Annotated in this window: 21 protein-coding genes and 1 riboswitch; of the genes, 3 read left to right on the forward strand and 18 right to left on the reverse strand. The window is 40.8% G+C overall.

Translation table 11 applies throughout. The features are described 5' to 3' along the window. Nucleotides 1-136: 136 nt before the first annotated feature. The 9 genes from ACYQ3Q_RS00920 to ACYQ3Q_RS00960 form a co-directional block, all read right to left on the reverse strand. Complete coding sequence (locus ACYQ3Q_RS00920; RefSeq protein ID WP_459926800.1) at nucleotides 137-865, reverse strand: TraX family protein; 729 nt, start codon at nucleotides 863-865, stop codon at nucleotides 137-139. 83 nt (nucleotides 866-948) lie between these two features. After that, the gene (locus ACYQ3Q_RS00925; RefSeq protein WP_459926801.1) at nucleotides 949-1,785 is read right to left on the reverse strand and encodes a M15 family metallopeptidase; all 837 of its coding nucleotides are present in this window, start codon (nucleotides 1,783-1,785) and stop codon (nucleotides 949-951) included. Between the two features lie 206 nt (nucleotides 1,786-1,991). After that, complete coding sequence (locus ACYQ3Q_RS00930) at nucleotides 1,992-2,186, reverse strand: recombinase family protein (protein ID WP_459926802.1); 195 nt, start codon at nucleotides 2,184-2,186, stop codon at nucleotides 1,992-1,994. A gap of 126 nt (nucleotides 2,187-2,312) precedes the next feature. Further along, nucleotides 2,313-2,558, reverse strand: coding sequence for a hypothetical protein (locus ACYQ3Q_RS00935; RefSeq protein ID WP_459926803.1), 246 nt, complete (start codon nucleotides 2,556-2,558; stop codon nucleotides 2,313-2,315). 83 nt (nucleotides 2,559-2,641) lie between these two features. Beyond that, a complete protein-coding gene (locus ACYQ3Q_RS00940; RefSeq protein WP_459926804.1) occupies nucleotides 2,642-3,706 on the reverse strand; it encodes a DMT family transporter in 1,065 nt (354 codons plus the stop codon). Between the two features lie 22 nt (nucleotides 3,707-3,728). Beyond that, nucleotides 3,729-4,580 (reverse strand): energy-coupling factor ABC transporter ATP-binding protein, encoded by an 852-nt coding sequence (locus ACYQ3Q_RS00945; RefSeq protein WP_459926805.1) that lies wholly within the window; start codon nucleotides 4,578-4,580, stop codon nucleotides 3,729-3,731. A gap of 2 nt (nucleotides 4,581-4,582) precedes the next feature. Next, the gene (cbiQ, locus tag ACYQ3Q_RS00950; RefSeq protein WP_459926806.1) at nucleotides 4,583-5,356 is read right to left on the reverse strand and encodes a cobalt ECF transporter T component CbiQ; all 774 of its coding nucleotides are present in this window, start codon (nucleotides 5,354-5,356) and stop codon (nucleotides 4,583-4,585) included. After that, a complete protein-coding gene (locus tag ACYQ3Q_RS00955; RefSeq protein WP_459926807.1) occupies nucleotides 5,353-5,649 on the reverse strand; it encodes an energy-coupling factor ABC transporter substrate-binding protein in 297 nt (98 codons plus the stop codon). The genes cbiQ and ACYQ3Q_RS00955 overlap by 4 nt, the downstream gene beginning before the upstream one ends. Then, nucleotides 5,646-6,431, reverse strand: a complete 786-nt coding sequence (locus tag ACYQ3Q_RS00960) for an energy-coupling factor ABC transporter permease (protein ID WP_459926808.1) — start codon at nucleotides 6,429-6,431, stop codon at nucleotides 5,646-5,648. Before ACYQ3Q_RS00960 ends, ACYQ3Q_RS00955 begins: the two co-directional genes overlap by 4 nt. Before the next feature lie 213 nt (nucleotides 6,432-6,644). After that, a riboswitch (cobalamin riboswitch) is annotated at nucleotides 6,645-6,834 on the reverse strand. Nucleotides 6,835-7,069: 235 nt separating this feature from the next. On the opposite strand from ACYQ3Q_RS00960, the gene ACYQ3Q_RS00965 reads away from it, so the two are divergent. Beyond that, nucleotides 7,070-8,308 (forward strand): IS4 family transposase, encoded by a 1,239-nt coding sequence (locus ACYQ3Q_RS00965; RefSeq protein ID WP_459926809.1) that lies wholly within the window; start codon nucleotides 7,070-7,072, stop codon nucleotides 8,306-8,308. 270 nt (nucleotides 8,309-8,578) lie between these two features. Here the strand turns inward: ACYQ3Q_RS00965 and ACYQ3Q_RS00970 are convergent, their stop codons facing one another. The 7 genes from ACYQ3Q_RS00970 to ACYQ3Q_RS01000 all read right to left on the reverse strand — a co-directional run bounded on the left by ACYQ3Q_RS00970 (nucleotide 8,579) and on the right by ACYQ3Q_RS01000 (nucleotide 18,095). Beyond that, nucleotides 8,579-9,979, reverse strand: coding sequence for a cation diffusion facilitator family transporter (locus ACYQ3Q_RS00970; protein WP_459926810.1), 1,401 nt, complete (start codon nucleotides 9,977-9,979; stop codon nucleotides 8,579-8,581). 155 nt (nucleotides 9,980-10,134) lie between these two features. Beyond that, the gene (locus ACYQ3Q_RS00975; RefSeq protein ID WP_459926811.1) at nucleotides 10,135-11,259 is read right to left on the reverse strand and encodes a two-component system sensor histidine kinase NtrB; all 1,125 of its coding nucleotides are present in this window, start codon (nucleotides 11,257-11,259) and stop codon (nucleotides 10,135-10,137) included. Between the two features lie 217 nt (nucleotides 11,260-11,476). Continuing rightward, nucleotides 11,477-13,825, reverse strand: a complete 2,349-nt coding sequence (locus ACYQ3Q_RS00980) for a heavy metal translocating P-type ATPase (RefSeq protein ID WP_459926812.1) — start codon at nucleotides 13,823-13,825, stop codon at nucleotides 11,477-11,479. A 50-nt stretch (nucleotides 13,826-13,875) separates the two neighbouring features. After that, nucleotides 13,876-14,241, reverse strand: a complete 366-nt coding sequence (locus tag ACYQ3Q_RS00985; RefSeq protein WP_459926813.1) for an ArsR/SmtB family transcription factor — start codon at nucleotides 14,239-14,241, stop codon at nucleotides 13,876-13,878. 347 nt (nucleotides 14,242-14,588) lie between these two features. Then, nucleotides 14,589-16,004, reverse strand: a complete 1,416-nt coding sequence (locus ACYQ3Q_RS00990; RefSeq protein WP_459926814.1) for a peptidoglycan DD-metalloendopeptidase family protein — start codon at nucleotides 16,002-16,004, stop codon at nucleotides 14,589-14,591. 552 nt (nucleotides 16,005-16,556) lie between these two features. After that, on the reverse strand, nucleotides 16,557-17,300 hold the full coding sequence (locus ACYQ3Q_RS00995) for a ZIP family metal transporter (protein ID WP_459926815.1): 744 nt from the start codon (nucleotides 17,298-17,300) through the stop codon (nucleotides 16,557-16,559). A 423-nt stretch (nucleotides 17,301-17,723) separates the two neighbouring features. Further along, nucleotides 17,724-18,095: a YckD family protein gene (locus ACYQ3Q_RS01000; RefSeq protein ID WP_459926816.1), complete on the reverse strand. Its 372-nt coding sequence runs from the start codon at nucleotides 18,093-18,095 to the stop codon at nucleotides 17,724-17,726. Nucleotides 18,096-18,381: 286 nt separating this feature from the next. On the opposite strand from ACYQ3Q_RS01000, the gene sigI reads away from it, so the two are divergent. Together sigI and ACYQ3Q_RS01010 are read left to right on the forward strand one after the other, a co-directional pair. Beyond that, nucleotides 18,382-19,110, forward strand: a complete 729-nt coding sequence (sigI, locus tag ACYQ3Q_RS01005) for an RNA polymerase sigma-I factor (RefSeq protein ID WP_459926817.1) — start codon at nucleotides 18,382-18,384, stop codon at nucleotides 19,108-19,110. A 6-nt stretch (nucleotides 19,111-19,116) separates the two neighbouring features. Further along, a complete protein-coding gene (locus tag ACYQ3Q_RS01010; protein WP_459926818.1) occupies nucleotides 19,117-20,340 on the forward strand; it encodes an anti-sigma-I factor RsgI family protein in 1,224 nt (407 codons plus the stop codon). Between the two features lie 79 nt (nucleotides 20,341-20,419). Here ACYQ3Q_RS01010 and ACYQ3Q_RS01015 read toward each other — a convergent pair whose 3' ends face one another. Continuing rightward, complete coding sequence (locus ACYQ3Q_RS01015) at nucleotides 20,420-20,653, reverse strand: hypothetical protein (protein ID WP_459926819.1); 234 nt, start codon at nucleotides 20,651-20,653, stop codon at nucleotides 20,420-20,422. A gap of 196 nt (nucleotides 20,654-20,849) precedes the next feature. After that, the gene (locus ACYQ3Q_RS01020) at nucleotides 20,850-21,122 is read right to left on the reverse strand and encodes a hypothetical protein (protein WP_459926820.1); all 273 of its coding nucleotides are present in this window, start codon (nucleotides 21,120-21,122) and stop codon (nucleotides 20,850-20,852) included. Nucleotides 21,123-21,453: the final 331 nt, after the last annotated feature.

Genomic DNA, 21,453 nt, shown 5'->3' on the forward strand with positions numbered 1-21,453 from the left:
GTGCAGTGCCTTTAATATTCCATTCTCTGAATCTTTACCCTTTTGCCAATGAACGGAAAAATGGATTCCAGGCCCACCGCCAGCACTTTTCCCGTATATAGCGACGGCCTGATACATAATTGTATCAGGCTGTTTCTTACATTTTAAAGAAAAGCCTTAATAACAAAAAAAGCAGGATTAAATGTGCTGGATAAAATATATAGAATCCCCATTTTAAGGTCTTTGAATTTTTACCTTGCCTTCCCTTATATAATGATAATAACGGAATTGCTAATGCGATAGCAAATTGATAAAAATGTGCCCAATCCCAATCCAGTAAGGAAGGTATAGCAATAAAGAAATATCCTATAACAAGCATAGCGGTCATTTGCTCCTTAAACTGTCCCCTGAATACACCAAAACATACGATCCACAGTACCGTGATGTAGTTCCAATCAGCAGGATAAGCAAGTAAGCAGCAAACGCCTACAGCCAAGATTTTTTTCCATGTATCAAGCTTGTCACTTTTTACTGCTGTTAAAGCAATCAGCCCTAAAGCAAGACCCCAAAATACGCTTGTGGCTTTCCACCACGGAAGCTGAAGATACATCACATATGGAAAATGAGATATAATGGCGAAAAGCAAAAGCCGGGAAATGTATTTTTTAACGTTAGATGTATAGTGATACCCTTCTGCTATAAAAAAGCAAAGTGTAGGAGCCACAATTCGCCCTGTTATTCGTGAGATTACCCCGATCACACTTTCGTGCGGTAAAGCGACCAAAAAAAAGTGATCGGCAAACATAGCAATCATAGCTATTATCTTCAACGCATTAGCAGTAATATCATGTGTGTTTTTTGAATTTATTGTTATCTGGTTGCCCATGTAGCATACTCCTTCAATCTTATAATTGATATTTCCTGTCATAAAGAAAAGCGGCATTAAATATAACAATCACCGAGCCGACATTATGTACCAGATGGTGATGGTGATGCAGGCGTGGGAGCATTGGCTTCGCGGTATTGCAAATAATCGTCAAATTTTACGTCAAGCCGCTCGTAATTCATGTAAGTGGGCAGATAGTAGTGCCACCACTCGACTGACAACACCTTAAACCCAGCCTTCGCCATAATACTCTTGAGATAATCACGGTTTTTGGTCTGCGTCTCACTGGCGCCCTCATAATTGGGATACGTCGCCTCGGTAAACTCGCAATAATCGGTAGGCATGTCAAGTTCAACGCCATTTTCGTCTACCAAAGTTATGTCCACGGCGATGCCTCTGCAATGCTGCGAATTGTTCGACGGCGCTGGAACAAAGTGCTTCTTGTCATCGGGCAGGCTTGCATTCATCGCTACTTGCACAGACAGTGGACGGTACGCATCCCAAATCTTGATTCTGTAACCGTCTGCCATTGCAAGCTCTTGCGCTTTCATGAGCGCCTTTGCTGCGTCAATGTTAATCAAACACAAATCGTGCACATACTGCACCATGCCTGTTATATTGTCGGCAGTTGCATTTTTGAGGTCGATAACAAAGCTCGGGTCCACTTGTTTAAGCTCAATGAGCCCAGCATACGCGTAAACCTCGTCAAGTGACTTAGGCAGCGGTGGTTGCTCAACGGATTGCGCCGTCGGAGTCGGGATAGGGTCTTCATTCGACTGAATAGATGTATTGCAAGCACTAAGTGTGGCCACAAGGAGCGTCAAACCCAGTATATACATCACCATTTTAAGGAGACTATTATTTATCATAATTAACACCTCATTTTGTACTACTGTTGCAATACTGCCAAAACTATCCAAAGCCCATAAAACTTAAAAGTTACTTCTTGCTGCAAGTTCATTTTATTATAATTATAAGCGGAAATTGTGAGGTTATTGTGAGGTAAAAGATTACTTTTAAATGGTATTTTCTGAAAACAACTGAAAATGTAAAAATAGAACTCAATCTCACACTCAGACAATTCATATTTTGCTATGTGTACAGATAATGTAAGTATTATATTCCGCTATAGGGGTGATATTACACCTTTTGTATTAACAGTGTTTCGAGCAAATCGCGATATGGATTTTGTAATAACCATATCTATGTAGACCTGCACGGCAATCCGCGAGAAGTCTTTGATTTGTTCTCGGTCATCTTTTGTCCCGGTTAATGCTTCATCAGTATAGACTCCGACATATTGCCAGTCTCTATGCTTCAAAGTACTTTATCTTTATTTTGCTCCTTGGGTCTGATAATTAGCGTTTTAAAAAGAGCTGCCATTACACTTCGGCAGCTCTCATTTATTAAAATTGGTAAGTCTCCCTTGGGCCAATATGCAGTATGTCTATCCTGAAAACAGAGTACTAGGGCCATAAAACCTGAGATAAGGAATGCGCCGCTGTTCACACCATTGGCGTAACGGGGCAAACTTTACAATGCTGGAAGGAGGGCTGGCATCAAGGATTAATGAAGGCGTCTTCAAGCAGGTCTTCTCTGTCCAGGTTTGCAAACGCATAAACTCAAGCCCTCTAATATCCAGACATTTACTAATCTCACGTGCTGCCGCCGTTTCTCCCAAAAGCATGATCATTTTTGTTAACCTCCATAGCCGTTATAAATAACTAAAATATTCAATCCTAATGTGTATGGGATATATGACAACTTTGTTTATTACTAATGTGCATGTCTATGGTAAATGTCGGGAGCATGTTCATGGACATGAATTATAAATTCGTGTCCATGAACATGGGAGTGATGGCCATTTTTTGGTATTTCATTATCAGAATGGCCGTGTGTATGGTGCGAGTCGTTATGGTTATGCCTATGCTCGTGTTCCGTTGTTTCGTGTTCATGTAAATGTTCATGCTCTTCCTTGAACAAAAAGACTGCCCCAATAATCATGATAGGAAGAGCAAAGAAAAACAACATGCCTTGGCTTTCTCTGAACAAGAGCAAAGATAGTACTGCTCCAACAAAAGGAGCCGTTCCGAACAAAGCACTTGTCCTAGCAGACCCTAATTCTCTCATGGCTCGAATAAATAATACGATACTCAACCCATAACTAAAATAGCCTAAGAGCATTGCCAAAAGAATGAATTTGAAAGAAGGCAACGAAAAACCCAAGATAAAGGATAGAATTAAGGAGAAAGTACCGGCACTTAATCCTTTGATTGTCACAATCGAGAGAGGGTCTTTGTCCGAAACGTTTCGTGTGAAATTGTTGTCTATCCCCCACAGAATGCAAGCACCAAGTACTCCAATAGCACCCAATGAAAAACCCCACTGCCCGGATGAACCCCATGAAAGCAATATACTTGCCATGGTAATCAATAGTACAGCCATCCATATCCTTTTCCCAACAGCCTCTTTGAATGCTACAACAGCAATTACAGTAGTTGCTACGCCCTCGAAATTCAGCAAAAGGGAAGCCGTAGACGCCGGTGTATTTTTCAGGCTAAACATCAGCACAATGGGGGCTGCTATCCCGCCTATACATACAGCACCAATTATCCAGGGCCAATCATTTCTAGTAAGTCTTGCCTCATCACTGGAACGCTTGTTATAACTTCGGAAGTATCTCTGTAAGTAAAGCCCGATACCACTGCCCAGATATAGAAAGGATGCCATTAGGGTTGGGGCAATTTCACCCAAAAGTAGTTTTGAAATAGGGGCACTCGCTCCAAACAAAGCAGCAGCAATTATGGCTTTTAGTATTGGGGCAATATTTCTGTTCTTCATTTTTATTTCCTCTTATCCAATTTTAACCCGCTAGATCATTCTTTACAGGAATGCTTCTAAACAAATCTTCCCTTGTTTTTGGCAACGGGGTAGACGGAGGTAACCATCCTTTTTGAACCAACTCAATATGCATTTCTATCAGCCATGGAAGGGCTAAATCGGCACGTTTAACAATCTCTGGGCGCAGGAATAGTTTCCCAGGTTCTCCGTGGGCAATGATCTCTCCACTGTACATTATTGCTATCCGATCTGACCAGGTATAAGCTAAATCGACATCGTGAGTCGATAGGATAGTCGTTATACCCTCCCTGCTCAGCTTTCCTAGAAGCTGCATGAATTCCTGGGAGTGACGCGGGTCCAGCCCTGCTGTTGGTTCATCAAATATTATGACTTCTGGTTCCATCGCCAGAACGCCAGCGATAGAAACTCGTTTCTTCTGCCCATAACTTAACAGGTGAGTGGGTTTATCTTCAAGGTCTGTCGTTTCCGTATCTGCCAGGGCTTGTTTAACTCTCTCTGTCACCACTTCTTCCGAAAGTCCGAGATTGAGAGGACCAAACGAGATATCTTGATACACACTAGCGGAAAACAACTGACTATCCGGATCTTGAAAGACGATTCCAACTTTCTTGCGTAATTCGATCAGAGCCTTGTTTTTATAAGAAATATCTTGTCCGCGATACTTGATAGAACCTAAGTTCGGACGATAGATTCCGTTAAATTGCATGAATAACGTGGATTTACCGGCACCGTTTGAACCCAGAATCGCTAGCTTTTCTCCTTTTTCAACCTGTAAACTCACTTTGCGCAAGGCCTTTGTACCATCAGGATAAGAATATTCTAGGTCAACCGCTTCAAGTATAATTTCCGGCAAATTTATCCCCTCCCTAGTAAATTCAACAAGATCAAAGGAATCTCAAAAACAGTTATAATCATGTAATTTCTAAGATTAATTGGATATTTCTTGGTCAGCACCTTAATCTCTCCCGTGTAACACCGCGCTGCCATGGCATTGTATAGTTCTTGAGATTTGACGAAAACCTTCCCCAGAAGCGCAGAGAAGAGCCGACTCATAGAACGGAAAGAACTTTTCATTGAGATAAAGCCTGAACGAGAGGCCTGGGCACGATGAATAGTGGTAGCTGTTTCCATAAAGACAAAGATAAAACGATAAATCAGCACCATTAATTCAGTAATAATACTAGGAACTTTCATCTTATGGAGTACTGTAATTATTTCAGTCATGGGAGTGGTTAGGGCTAGAAAGTAAAGACAGGAAACAGCCCCTATCGATCTTAGAAAGAGATGAACTGCGGTGATCAGATCTGGGTAGTGTATTCCTACTGTTAGGCCATTAATAGTTTGAGCTAACCAAAACCCCGAAGGATTGGTCGAGACTGAAAAAGCAATCGTTAAAACGCTGATCAGGAGAAACGAAAGAGGAACAAGCATTAGCTTGACAAAAACTCGGGCGGGGATGCCTGCTTTGCAGACTATCCCTATAGCCATTATGGCTAACACAATAAGAGGGGTGATTACTGTAGGAGAAGTTAGGCACACTACCATGGTGATTATCGCAAAAAGAGACTTTTCCACCGGGTGAACTGTTTTTAGATTATTGCTATAGGCGTAACAATCAATGCTAATCATGCTTGATCCTTCTTGCAGACACTGTGTTTACCCTTGGCATAACCTATATAATAGAAGAAAAATCCGCTTCCGAGGGCTGCCTGCAGGGCAAACAAGAAAGTTTCGACTTCTCCGCTCGGCGGTTCATATAAGGGTTTAAACCAAGATTCATAATTAGGAGCGAGAGTGCTGATAGCTGCTGAGGCTCGTTGATCAGCTCCGGCGAATTCGCCACCACGTACCAGAAAAAGGGGACCAAAGGCCAGTAAAACTACAATTAACAGTAATATCCCATTCTTTACAATCGGTTTCATGCTTTTACCTCCCGTTTGTTGTTAGGTAATTCTTTTCCAGTAAATACGCCTAAAAACTGCAACTCTTTTTTACTGTAGGTACTTAGAATATTAATCACCAGAACAGTAAGGATACCTTCGCTTATGGCTAAGGGAAGCTGAGTGAACGCAAAGATGCTCATGAATTTTAGTGCGGAAGCCATTACTCCGCCCGAAGCCGCGGGAAAAGCCAGCCCCAACTGGAAAGAGGTTGTAATGTAGGTCATTAGATCCCCCAAAGTGGCTGATAGAAAAACCGATAGCCACAGGGGAGCTCCCAATTTATTACAACCCTTATAGATACCATAAGAGACAAAAGGTCCCACAATCCCCATAGAAAACGTGTTTGCTCCGAGGGTCGTTATTCCACCATGAGCTATTAGAAGGGCTTGAAAGATTAAGACAATCATTCCCAAGACGGTCATCGCTAAAGGTCCGAACAGAATGGTACCTAGACCTACGCCTGTCGGATGCGAACAACTACCAGTTACCGACGGAATTTTCAGGGCAGACAAAACAAAAGCAAAGGCTCCGGCCATACCGAGCAGCATCTTTAAACTGGGATGGAGAGTCACTGTTTTCTTAATGGAACGTACCCCAGCAATAACAAACGGAATCATAACAATCCACCAGAAGGCGGCCCAGTTAAAGGGCAAGAATCCTTCCATAATATGCATAGCATAAGCATTATTAGGAAAGATCATATAGACAACCAGAACGTAGGTTATTAATAGGCCGATATTCTTAAACTTGCGTAGACCCATAAAATTAACAACTCCTTTTGATTTCTAACCCATTATCTTCTAATGAAGAATTTGTCCCCCACTGATCATAACACCGTACCCTATACCCCATGCTTTGGTTAATAAAAACAAAAAAACCCTTCACCAATAGAAGGGTAAAAAGCTTAACCAGTATCAGGTAACAATAGCAGTCCTGAAGACACAGGTATCCACCCCCTAACATTCCCGTAGGTAGTTGCAAATTCGGAATAAGCAGGTCTCCTGGCTCAAGATCTTCGTCAAATCACGTCTTCCCGGATAAATTCCAGTGACAACTATGTGAGTTAACTCCCTTGTACAGTGGCGGGCACCGCGTCAGCTTCAACTGACTTCCCTTTTCAATTCTTTCCCTCGGAAAAGAATCACTCATTCCTATATTTAATTGTCTTTTACAGTAACATAAAATATTGCATCTGTCTATTACTTAAAATATATTCAATATCAGTAGCGTTGCATAAAGCTTTTACGCAAAAGTCAAATTCTATGTTACAAAGAAAACCAACGGAAAATGGCGTAAACTGCAGATATCCCTGATTATTCCTGTCAAAACCATAAAAAAAGCCTTATAATTAGAGTTAGGGTAGTTCTTGCCCAAATCTCTAATCATAAGGAGATAAAAAATGCAAGGCAAGAATACTACAAAATCCACATTTATGCAACTGTTTCAACCGGTTTTTTCTAAAAATATTTGGACTAAAATTCATCAAGAAGTTCCAGACCTTGATAAGCGAGTCCAAAAACTTAAAACAAACCAACTCGCGTTACTTATCAGTAATGCTCAACTCCAAGAATTTAAAGCTTTACGAAAAATCAGTGCCAGTGTTCAAAGTAATGACTTCAGTCGTACCATTGGCTTAGAAAGCATTAGTCATAGTCAAATTTCACGAAGACTTAGAACTCTTCCTGTTAGAGTCTCGGAAATGCTTTTTAAAAACCTATTAAACGAAGTAGCTCAGAAAAAAGGGTTCGGACTGATCCAGCAACGCCTTGGAAACCTGTTCATGATTGATGCATCTACGATAAGCTTGTGCCTTTCTAAGTATCCTTGGGCTGTGTTTAGAAAAACCAAGGCCGGAATCAAAATGCATCTGCGACTAAGTTTCGACGGAATGGCTGTCCCTGACGCAGTGATTATTACTCCGGCAAAGACGGCAGACAAGAAGAAACTGGATGAACTGATTGTCAAAGATACTGACGCCCTTAATATTTTTGACCGGGGTTACGTGGATTACAAACTATTTGATGACTACTGTGAAAAGGGTATTCGATTTGTAACTCGCCTTAAAGAGAATGCTGTGGTTGAGTTTCTTGGACAACGAAACGTTGAAGAAGATGGTCCAATTGAAGAAGACGTTGATGTTATTCTTGGAACGAACAGCCGAAAAATGAAGCATAAACTTCGTGTCATTACCATTGATGATTCGGTCAACGAACCCTTTTCCATCGTCACGAATGACTTTAATCGAAGTGCCGAGGAATTTGGTGAGATTTACCGGTATCGCTGGCAAATAGAGCTGTTCTTTAAGTGGCTGAAACAACACGCTCAGATCAAACATTTTTACGGCACAAGTGAGACATCAGTTATTAACCAGTTACTTTTAGCACTCATGACTTATTGCGCACTCGTTCTTCTAAAACTTGAAATCGAGGATAAAAGAGACTTACTGAATTTGCAAAGAAGCGTTATCTCTTGTTTATTTGAAAGCTATGATTCGTTTCTAGAAAAGCTTCGGCGAAAATGGGGAAACGGTTCTCGGAGAATCAACTATGATCGTATTTACAAAATGACAGAGCATCAGATTATGAATGAAGAGACGGATTGGCTCAATGATTTAACCTACGATCCCGTTATCCCCTAAAGTTATATTATGTAAAAATGTGGAAAAGAACTACCTTCTATGTCAACGCTCCTTTGGCCTATGGGAGGAAAAACCACATGGATGTATACACCAATAATGGTATATTAAGTAATTATAGAGAAAGCATTTTCTTTATTGACATGACTCGATCTAGTTTGATGCAACGCTACTGATTCAATATATTTCTGAGAGTTTAACTGGGCTGCCTCAATTTGATTGCAAAATCACTTTTTTGATAGGGTTATGCTCATAATTCACTTATTTTTTTAGTTAATCTAGTGGTTCAAAGTGGATGTGAACATTCTCCAAACGAGCCACATTGTTTTTCAGTTCGCTTTTTATACTGTTTGATATCGTTTCCAGTTTATCCACAGTAAAATCGCCCCGAACTCCACAATGCAAGAACGTTGAAACCTTGTTCCCCTTGCGGTATAGCTTTATGTCATGGCAGTCTACATTGTCCCTTATTTTTAGGACTGCAGTTTTTATGTTATCGATAATATCCTGCTGTGTTTCAGTAATATCCTCAGTTTCTACCACTTGTTCAGCTCGTTCAAAGTAAAGACTCACATTGTCAACATTGTTTATTGCCTTCTGAACCATGTTGCCAATCCTATGGGATAATTCATGGGAATCCTTTAGGGTTAAGTTTTCCTCCAATTCTATGTGTGCAGTAATCTTCTTTTTTCCTTCAAGTTCATAAACATGTATATTATGAACATTTGTACAATTAGGAATCTGGTTTATTAATTCCTCTAAAGTGCGGTTAAGACTTAAATCAGCATTCCCGACAGCATCAACAGGAAATGTGCTGACCACAATATCACACCTCGGTATTTTCTCTGAAATCCTTTCCCTGATTTCATGAACTATAGTATGAACGCTTCTATGGCTTTGATATGGGTCAACGCCAACATTTATATCAATATACTGAACTGCCCCAGAAGGTCTGAGCCTGATTTCTGCAACCTGAATAACACTGGTGATTTTGCAGATTTCCTCTTCGATCATTTCTTTCATCCCGTTTGGTGCAGTATCTAACAAAACATCGATGGTCTCTCTGCCAAGCTTGATGCTCACCTTAATAACAAGCAGCGCAACCCCCAAAGCAGCTACTGGGTCTGCGTACTTTAAAACAGGTATGTTGAAATAATCACCTATCCAAACACACATCAAGCCCACTATAACTACTGAGGAACTCCATATATCACTGCTAAAATGAAGTGCATCCGCTTCTAATGCCTGACTGCCATGTTCCTTGGCAGCCTTCTTCAACACTCTTACTCTTGAGGCATCAACCATGATTGAAATAATCATGGTTAATACGCCCCACTGAATTCCAATTAATTCCACACTTTTGCCCAAAAACAACTTTTCCACAGCTTCATATATAATCCATACACAGGTTATGAGGAGTAAAGCTGTCTCTATAAGAGCTGAAAAACTTTCTATCTTCCCATGTCCATAGTGATGCTTAGAATCTGCAGGTTTATCGGAAAACTTTACTGCAAAAAAGGTTATAAGCGCAGCGCATAAATCCAATGCAGAATGCAATGCCTCAGATAAGATTCCTAAGCTGCCTGTAAAAATACCCACTACAGTTTTCATTAATGTGAGGAAAACTGCTGCAAAAACAGAACTCAATGCTGCCTTTTGTTTGTCTATAACCAAGATCAGACCACTCCCATTAACTTATTGAATTAATAAGTAACTTGAAAATTCAACTTGTTAATTATACTATCGTAAGTATTCAATTGATTCAACCGTGACAACCAGTATGTCAAGTTCCTCCATTTTATATTTACTGATTTTCAGCATAGCACTTTCTACTTAAATGATGGAAGCAGTATTTCGACCCGAACCCCTCCATCCGTTCTATTCGTCGTGGTTATCTTCCCCCCGTGCTGATCAAGGATGCTGTGCACAACAGATAACCCCAACCCGGTACCTTTTTCCTTCGTCGTAAAAAACGGATCATAAATATAGGGCATGTCGTCCGGTGAAATACCTGGTCCCTCGTCACTGACGGCGAAACCTACAAAGCCAGCTTGTCGAACTCCCTCTAGCTGAATCACACCGCCATCTCCCTGGGCATCGATGGCATTGAGTAAGATATTCAGTATGACCTGCTTAATCTGATCCGGGTCGACCTCAACCACTTGCTCCTCAATTTGGCTTCGCGCTTGTATTAATTCAATATGATGTTGCCCCAGGGCAGGCTGGATCAGGGAAACTCCTTCTTCCAAGAGTTTCCCTAACTCAATCCCACCACGTACAGGCTCTTTAGGACGGGCAAAGGACAGAAACTCGCTCACCAAGCGATTTAACCGTTCACACTCTTCCAGAAGCACCCTACAGTATTCTGAAACAACTCCATCCTCAATTTTCTCCTGCGCCAGTAGTTGGATGCTCACTTTCATAATTCCCAAGGGATTGCGTATTTCATGGGCCAACCCGGCGCTCATATGCCCCAGCGCCGTTAATCGTTCCGTTTGCCGTATCTCACCCTCCAATCGTTTTCGTTCCTGCCCTTCTTGCTTTAACTTCTCCACCAACTGCGTTTGAACTTGCAAGGCGAGCTGATGTTTGCGTGACGCCTTCCGTTCCTGCTCAGTCAAGAATCCAGTTAACCAGCCGATTACGTTTATCAAGCCTATTTCCACCCACTGCGTATACATGGCCGATGGCGCCATTGCCTGGAGATATATCATCAACGGCAGGATGAGGACCGTAATGACCAAGCCGGATATTATCCCCCCAGCAGGGCCAAAACGCATGGCAGCATAAATCACCGGGAGGTAGTACGCGAATTGCAATAAAATGTGATAGTTCATTTCGTAATGGTAATTCGTGTAGTGAATGACCGTCAAAATCACTACAACAATCCCAATCGCGATAAGATCAAAGAGAGTCCGAGCACGATCTTGTGCAGGGGGTTCATGATTTAGCAAAGAAGATCTCCTCTCTATCCTTTTATCCTCCCCTAAGTGGGGATCTATTCTTGTATTTTAACATATACAAGAGTAGGACAGGCACCCATTGTAAGCTGCTTATCCTACTCTACCCTTTTCTCTTTACAATTCCTTGTTACCGGACATATTTAATGATCCTATCCTTTAGCATAATCAAATTTCAGGATTAACCTTTTTTCAAGCACCTTGCTTTCGGCTAATTCGTTTTCATGACACGCATTGCGTTTATGACAGCAATCACCGTTACGCCGACATCAGCAAACACTGCTTCCCAAATAGTAGCGATACCCCCAGCACCTAAAACAAGTACGACAGCTTTAACGCCCAAGGCGAAAAATATATTCTGCCAGACGATGCTTCGTGTCCTTTTGGCAATTTTAATGGCATTCACAAGCTTTGAGGGTTCATCTGTCATGATCACAATATCCGCAGCCTCTATGGCTGCATCAGAGCCTAACCCTCCCATTGCCACGCCAACATCGGCACGAGCCAGTACCGGGGCATCATTAATACCATCTCCGACAAAGAGCAGCTTCCCTTTGGTCTGCTTTTGTTTTTCTATGAGCTCCAGCTTCTCAACCTTCTGATCAGGGAGTAATTCAGCAAATACTTCATCAAGGCCCAACTGACGCCCAATCGCTTCTCCCACTAGCTTGCTGTCTCCGGTAAGCATCACTAGTTTCTTTACGCCAATCCCCCGAAGCTCTCTTACCGCTTTTTCAGCATCATCTTTTATCTCATCCGATATTACAATATAGCCTGCATAGTTGCCATCAATGGCTATATGAACCACTGTACCGGTTTCATCAATTACATTATAGGTTATATTTTCTTTAACCATCAGTTTTTTATTACCGGCTAAGATCCGTTTACCCTTAACCCTCACTTTAATTCCATGCCCCGAGATTTCATCATAGTTCTCTATTTCGCTTTTATTAATTTCTTTCCCGTAAGCTTTCAGGATTGAAGTGGCAATGGGATGGCTGGAATAGCTTTCGGCAAAAGCAGCATACTCTAGCAGATTCTCCTCTGATTCACGACCAAGTGAGTAAATTTTTGTAACCTTAAACACGCCTTTGGTAAGGGTGCCTGTCTTGTCAAAAACAATTGTGTCCACGTTATTTAAGGCTTCAAGGAAGTTGCTGCCCTTGACCAGGATGCCACTTTTAGCAGCTCCGCCAATACCACCGAAGAAACCCAAGGGAATCGATATTACTAACGCACAGGGGCAGGACACAACCAGAAAAACCAAAGCCCTATAGATCCAATCTGAGAAGGTCGCACCTGTAACAACCAAAGGGGGAATAACCGCCATTGCTAAGGCAACAAATACCACGACTGGTGTATAGTATCTTGAAAATTTAGTGATGAACTGTTCAGTTGGAGCTTTCTTGCTATTGGCATTTTGTACCAAGTCAAGGATTTTGGAGACTGTGGAATCTCCAAACTCTTTCGTTACCTCAACTGTTAATAGTCCATTCTTATTGATGGTTCCTGACAGAATTTCGTTTCCTGGTTCAACTTCTCTTGGCACAGACTCCCCGGTTATGGCAGACGTGTCAAGCATAGACATACCCTCAATCACTTTGCCATCAAGGGGGACCTTCTCGCCCGGTTTTATAATAATAATATCTCCAACACTTATTTCTTCAGGAGATACCCTCTTAATATCCTCGCCAACCTTTAGATTGGCATAGTCGGGGCGAATGTCCATCAAAGCACTGATTGACTTTCTCGAACGGTTTACGGCCATAGTTTGGAAGAACTCGCCAACCTGATAGAAAAGCATGACTGCTACTCCTTCAGGAAATTCCTTGATTGCAAAAGCACCTATGGTAGCAATAGTCATTAAAAAGTTTTCATCAAATACCTGACCTTTTAAGATATTTCGAACAGCTTTTAAAACAACTTCTCCACCGACTAATATATAACTTACTAGGAATATTCCAAACTCAGCCCAAAACGGAAACTTGCCTAAGATGGCGACAAAAAAGAGAGCTGCACCTATACCTAAACGTATAACTTCTGACTTGTTAATCCCTCCATCTTCCTTGCTGTCCTCTTTCTTGTCCTCGTTTTCAACTACTTTGATTCCTGATTCTATCTGCACCGCAATTTTAGAGGCTTGCTCGACGACCCTAGGCAAGTCGCGTTTCTGGTCCACTTCAATGGTTAGTTTTCTCGAAACAAAGTCCACAGTGGCGGAACTAACACCATCAAGACTATTAACCTCTTTTTCAATCTTTGTAGCACAATTAGCGCAGTCTAATCCAATTAATAGTAATACCTTTTTTTCCTTTCGTGACAAAGCTTTGTCTTTAATGATAACATCAGGTTCAAGTTTATTAATTATTTGATTAGCTTGAATTAGCACATCCTCTTGATTTCCATTACTGTCCATATTTATCGTAAGAATCTTGGTTACAAAATTCAAAGAAGCGCCGGAAACACCTTCAACCTTTTTGACTTGCTCCTCAATTTTAGCAGCACAGTTTGCACAATCCAGACCCTCTAAAATAAGCTCTTTCTTTGCCAGTGAACTCACATAATTCCCTTCTTTCTGAATCACTTTTATATTGCATCATCATGACTCAACTATTCATTAATATGGATTAATCCTTGGTCGAATATTTGCTTTATGTGTTCATCTTCCAATGAATAAAATACAATTTTTCCGTCTTTTCGATATTTCACCAGCCTTGCCTGCTTCAAAACTCTTAACTGATGGGATATCGCTGATTGGGTCATATTTAATAAAACAGCAATGTCACAGACACACATTTCAGCTTCGACCAAAGCCCAAAGTATTTTAATTCTTGTCGAATCACCAAAGACTTTAAATAGCTCCGCAAGGTCATACAAGTTTTCTTCCAAGGGCATTTTGGCTTTGACCTGATTTACAATTTCCTCGTGTATTACATTGCAATTGCACCTATCGACATCATGCCTTTTATCAACCATCTCGATACCTCTTTTCTGTTAAATCCAAACACTTGAATATCTGAGTATGTGTTCATATATTAACTTTTTTCAGTATATTGCTTTTTACGGTATAAGTCAATATTTTTTATCAGGCAAAATTCACCTATGCTAGTCCAAGACCACCGAACTCGCTGACAAGTCCACTTACTTGTTAATTTGTTAAGTTATGGGCAGAAAAAAGCGGGTTTCTAGCGCAGGCGTTCGGCAATGGAACCCGGAAGTCATTATGACTGATAGAAATGCTGGAATATCGACGAATGGGCTGTCTCTATAGCAATTTGCTTGGAACAGCCCATTCTTTTCGAAAATTTCTTGATTTTATAGTCTTAACGCAAATAATTCAAAGGATTGGTTGTGTCCCCTTTGACAATAACCTCTAAATGAAGGTGAGGCCCGCTAGAGCGTCCAGTTGAACCCACCAGTCCTATCGTTTGTCCCTGAGAAACCGTCTGTCCTGCAGCAACAAGAAGCTTCGAGGAATGAGCATAACGTGTCATAATTCCGTTTCCGTGATCAATAAGAATGCTATTTCCGTAATTCCCATTCCACCCTGCACTGATCACTTTACCCTTGGCAGTTGCTACATAAGGGTCACCTAATGAACCATTGATATCCAGAGCATTATGGAAGCCTCCATTCCTATATCCATAATAAGAATTAATTCTTCCTCTGATCGGCCAAATCAGACCGGATGAATTCTGTCCACTTCCCCGTGAATAAGCAACAACTACCGGTTCACGTTTAGCCCCCTTGGCAACAACTTGGGGAGCTGATTCTTTTATAACCTTCTCGTCCAATATCGTCTTGGTTATTACCTTGTCATTCTTTTGTTCATATGAATACTTGATTTCTTTTTCTCCGTCACTACCTTCTTGGATTATTTTTGTTTGTCCGCTGGCAAGGGTTGAGTCGATTTTCGTAACTTCGTCGAATGGAATGATTTCTTTATCCGTCCGGGTCCCTTTACTCATAACAGTTAAGTACGGAGAAACCTTTTCTAGGTTAATCGTTTGACCGGGCTTCAACACTGTGTCAACAGTTGCCCCCGGGTTAGCAGCTAAAACTTCACTTGTTTTCAGGTCATTTTTGCGAGCAATGAGCCACCACGAGTCATTTGGTTGGATAATATAGTCTTCTTTCTGCACGTTTCCCTGCATAAGCTTTTCCAGTGCCTGTTCATAGGTGATAACTTTTTCCGGAGAAACTCCTACTGAGTTTGTCCCTACCTCTTCCTGAAAGGATACAGAGGTAATCTGATTCGTCTCATCGGGCTTAGCAAACAACTCTTGATAAGATTTTAATAATTTATTGATCTCGTCCTGGCTAGGAAGTACAAAGATAGGATTATTAGCTACCCTTAGCTCGAACCCTTCAATATATACTGCTAATTTTTCTTTTAGATTCTCTTCAGAAAGTAGTTTATAGTCCCCATTCGATAGTCGTACAGAGGAATACTCAATCTTGTCATTAGTTTTAGCTGTGACACCTAAAGAGGATCCCTTATCAGCCAGGATTTTATCGATAAGCTCTTTTGCACTGCTAACATTGGAAACAATTCCTACTGTTTCCCCGTTAATGATGACATATGCCGCCGAAGTTGTAGATTGGTAATAATATGCCCCTCCTCCCAACATCAGCAATAATACCAACGAGCTTCCAATCACTTTCGGTGATTTCCATGGCATTTTTTGAATCCATCGGATAATGTTGTGTCCCTGCATGTTAACCTTCAACCTTTTCATTATGTCCCTCCACTGTTGTTTTAGACCTGTTAACAGTAAGAATATTTAGATCAAAATTTAATAAATATCACTCGATCTAAAGTTGCAAATTCAATATATCCCTAAGTAACCAAAGACAACTTATCATAAAAATAAAAGATGGATGTGAAAAATCTATGAATATTTTGTAATTTTTTTGTACGCCCAATACTATTAACCTGACAACTATCTAAATGTAACTTTCTGATAATACTTCACGGCAACTACCGAGAATTCTGGCCAAAAAGAGCCAGAGAAGCAGCAGGATCCATGGCGACATGACGAGAATAATAAGCAAGATGATAGCAAAGATCACTAGCAGGTAATTTATTAATGATAAAAGACGAAAGCGGTTTGAATTCAAATCAAACCGCTCTCATATTTAGTGCATTATTCCTCATTATCCGATACATAACCGATTTGATAGTTAATCTTGATTTATCCGATCTCTTCCATTTTACTTAAATCCCTTTCCATCTTGGTAAAACTTAGACCTTCAGATGGCAAAATTGAATGAATATCAAGGTTACTCTACTACAAAATTAGATATGTAAATAAGATCCCCAGGAAAAGACCCGTAATAACGCTAGGAAAAAGATGAATTCTTCTGGTACGTTTTATTGCCTGGCCCAAGATCTCGTGCCAGGTAACCATGAAAATTGTACCAATTGCAATCCCAAAGAATATGGCTAATAATTTCGGATTAATTATTCCTAAGCTGGAACCCAAAAAAGACCCTAGACCGGCTGGAAGAGCTACAATGCTGGCTGTAAGAGGAATGGAAATACGGCTAAGCCCACTGAGTGCCAAGGGGAGTAAGATCGCAAAGCCCTCTGGAAAATTATGTAATAACATTGCTGTAGCTAAATCTAAACCGATCTTGTCATAGTTAACTAAACCGATTCCCATGGCAAACCCAACTGGTAAATTGTGAATAGCTACCCCTATCGCGAGTAGTATTCCGGACCGAATAAACATTGATTTACTCGGGTTGTCAGTAATAATCACGACTTTATGAAAAAAAAGCTCCAAACGGATAATTAGGATAATACCCATGATGATACCTATTCCAGTAGCAATTAAACCACCTGTACTGACGCTTTCAGGCAGCAGTTCGAATGTCAGAAGAGAAAATATAACACCCGCTGAACAAGCTAGGATTAGTCCTGATATCCTTTCGAAGTATTTTCCCAATCCGTAAGCCACTATGCCACCTAGGGCAATACCCGAACCACCGACTCCCAATCCCATCAAGGTTGAAAATAACTGACTACTCATCAAAGCATCTCCTCCTATGGTAATTGTTTTACACACTAGCTTTACGCCTTTAGGTGTCGTGGGGTTAGCTAGGTCAAATGAATATTTGCTCATATGTTAAGATAACAGTTATCGATTTAAGTAACAAGTAGTTGCTCGTCCTTTTTCTAACTAAATTATTGCTCATTTTATCTAGCGGGCAAATACTTTTATAAAAATAATATAGTGTAATAGTCCTGTGGCAATCGCAGATAGTCGTTCAAGATTGTATGTCCGAATCACCCAATTTACAACAAACACTTTTGCCTACAGAAGTTGAAATCCCTACTCAATTCGTAAGCAATTGAAACAATAATCTTTATACACATAACATAAAACACAGGGAACCCTAAACGGGTTCCCTGTGTTCGCTCTCTACATATGGATCTATCTAAAGGCAAAGTCTTACCACATTCCTCCATAGTAACCGCCTCCGCCCCAGCCCCAACCACATCCATAACCGTAACCGTAACCGTAACCGTTGCCATAACCTGGAGCATACCCAGGATTTGGCGCAATCTGACCCTGTTGTTGGCTAAACTGTTGACGATATTGTACAGTGGCGTCGATATTGGCTTTTGTGGCATCTGCTTGAGCCTTGGATATCTCTCCTGCCTCAGCGTATTTGTCCACGATCTGCTTTTGAATCTCTGTTATTTGTTTGTTAAGTGCTTCGAGTTCAGCTTTTTGTTGATCCGTAATAGCAGCATATGCAGGAACAGCAACTAAAGCGAGGATAAATACTAAAGAAAGAATAACCAATAACCTTCTTTTCATTTCGTTCACCCCCTTACCAAGAATAGAATAACCTAGACTAAAGTATAACCAAGTTATTTTACAGGAAAATCACAACAGATTAACATTTTTGTAACATTTCAGTCTCTCAAAAAATTCTTTTTAATCTAACACTAACTTGTCTGTTCTTTTAACTTTATGTAACGCAAAAATAACAAAAATGTGACAATCCTGTAACATTCTATATCCATAATGAGAATAGAATGTTTTTTTCTACCCCTCGAAACTGTTTTAGTTTTACGAACTACTAGTAAGTGGAGTGATTAAGGTGCAAGAACAAGTTTTGAGAGATACCTTAATATCAGCCAAGAGCGGTGATCCTCTCGTACGAGAGGAACTTATAAGATCTCATAAAGCATTTATAGCTAGGGTAAGTTCCAAAATCTGCAGTAGGTATTTAACCTGGGATAATGACGATGAGCTCAGCATTGCTCTTTTAGCTTTTAATGAAGCGATTGACAGCTTCGACCCTCATGGAGGAGCTTCTTTTCACAGTTTTGTTCAAATGGTGATCCGCCGAAGATTAGTAGACTATTTTCGCAAAGAAGGCAAGCATCAACATCTTTCCCTCTCGCCCATGAACCTTGAAGATGAAGAGCTGAGCCGCTACGATCTTGATACTTCCCTAGAACATTATCAAGAAAACGAGAACCAAGAGGTCTTTACGCAAGTCGTTGAAAACTACGTTCGTGTGCTCTGTGACTATAACGTAACGTTAGATGATTTAATAAAAGTCTCCCCGAAACATAGTGACAGTAAGCAAACTCTCACAAGGGCGGCCTTAGTTTTAAGCCATAACCCTAGACTTATGGCGCATCTTCAAAAACATAGACTTTTACCCATCAAAGAACTAGAGTTACTGACCGGCATAAAACGCAAAGTCCTAGAAAAGGGTCGAAAATATCTTATCGCCCTGGCACTCATCTTATCCGAACCAGATTTTTATCCGCTAAAAATATTCATGCAGCTTCCAGAAGAACCGGGAGAGAAGGTGTAAGCAAAAATGGAGAAAACCAAAGGGATCGTTATGCGGACTTCGTCAAAGGTTACTGTCATCTTCACGAAAAAAGGTGACTTTTTAGAAATTCCTACTCCAAAAGAGCCACCTGTTGTAGGTCAGACTATTGAAGTTGATTTAAACCCGCAGCGATTATCTGTGTTTCATAATTCCGCCTTGAAGTATGCAACTACAGCAGCAGTATTATTACTTGTTCTGAGCATCAGCGTTTTTTCCCTCTTATTTATTCCGAATATGGCAGTAGCCTCGGTCGCTCTAGATATCAATAAAGGCATCGAGCTATTGATCAACAAAGAGGGCAAAGTTATTAAAGTGCGAGATGTCAATGGTGGGTCAAGTATAGTGGATGGAATATCAATCAAAGGGCTGGACGTGTATCAAGCCGTTGATTTAATCGTGGAAAACGCTAATCATAAAGGAACGCTAAACGAAACTCAAAACCTGGTCTTAGCCAGCGTGGTACCGATAAATAAGTGGGGAACCCACATTATTGATACAGAAAAACTTCGAAACTCCATCCGTGATGAAATGACTCGCAGGAACCTGTCTGGAAGTGTGGTTGTTGGTCAAACGAACCAGAAAATCCAACAAGAAGCCAAGCAACAGGGAATGACAGTTAACAGTTATTTAATATATGATCGATGCGAAGAGAAAGGTATAGCTGTTCAACCTGATACCCTCCGTAATGATGCCCAAAAAGCTCTGGTGGATGCGAATGTTAGTGTAGCCACCCTTTTTCCTGAAGAGAGTTTTGAAGTAAGAGCACAAAATTGGATAGATTACTCCACAGATGCCAAGCAAGAGCCAACTGTTCAAAATGGCCCAGAATACGAACATCCTTCAAATATGGAATCAAACACTACAGAGAACCATAGTTATATGGACCGTTCCGAGAGCCAAAACTGGTCATCCGGCAGTAGCTTCAGCAACTGGAGTGCACCTAAGGCTTCCAGCAGTCCTCCTGTAAATCAACCTTCGCAAGGAACATCCCCTGATTGGAGCAAACCGAGTTCCGGCCAAGTCTCCCCTGACTACAAGATGCCGGAAAGTTCCACACCGCAACAACCTACGAACCCTTCCTATAACGAAGATCGGGATTATGAAAATCCAGATGAGGAAGAGCACGACTATTATAATAATCAAACCCAGTCCAATTGGCCACAGAATTCGGATGAGCAGTCAACGTGGGATAGAAACGGTTCGTGGTAATAAAACCACTCAGATAGAAAAACACGGGGAAGCCTCAATTGGTCCTCCCCGTGTTTTTATTAACTTGACAAAACCGCTTTTACCACATTCCTCCGTAATAACCATTACCGTAATAACCGCAACAGCTGTAACCATAACCATAACCGTTGCCATAACCATAACCTGGAGCCTGCTGTCCAGGTTGACTTGGGGCTGCCGGTTGTGCCGTCCAGTATGTTTGCGGATAGGCTGGCGCTGCAGAGGCAATAGGTGCCCCTACCGTAAGTAAAGCAACACTTACTAAAAGAACTCGGGCTATTTTAGATAACTTCATTCTGTTTCCTCCTTTCTACGTTGCTAAGCAAAGTATAAAGTTGTTATTTTACGCGCACGTCACAGATTCTTAACATTTTTGTTAAATAGTCGGGCATATTGATCACTAAGCTTCTTCATCACCTTCCCCCATCATCTTTGCTTGATTGGAAAAATATATTTTATAACTCCCATTTTATTATGCCGATTTACCAGCATCACCAATCCTTATAGGCATTATTCCAGCCATTATTACGAGGACTATTATACCAATAATATTTAGGCTGATTGTTAGGATTCATCGGACTGTACCACGATCCACTTACATCAGGGTTAGCTGGTTGCCTTACATCCGGGTTAAGTTGAGCTTGATTCGGGCTAGCAGTAGGGGCTAGCTGCCAAGGACTGGGTGCCGCAAATGCTCTTGATAGAAAAAAACCTGTAACAAATAGAGCAATAACAATAACTATCAATAATGCCTTCTTCTTCATTGTAGTCCCTCCATTTTCGATTCATAAATTGATTCTATCTTAAGAGAATTACATGAAGTTAACGGATTTTTAACATTTTTGTTAAATACCCTCTCCTAGCAATCAAGATGACATAATGATAACCTCCTGCATTTAGGTGCAGAAGGTTATCATTTAGCTTAGAAGTGCAAGTATAACCTCTAAATCAAATTTTCATGACGCGCATTGCGTTATTACTGCAATCAAAGTTACACCTATATAGGCATTAAATTCCGCTTCCTTTATTATGAATCTTTCCTAATACCCTTTAAATTTAAGAATTCCGTCATAGACCCCCATTCCTAAGAACAAC

The sequence above is a fragment of the Desulfosporosinus burensis genome (assembly GCF_054657535.1).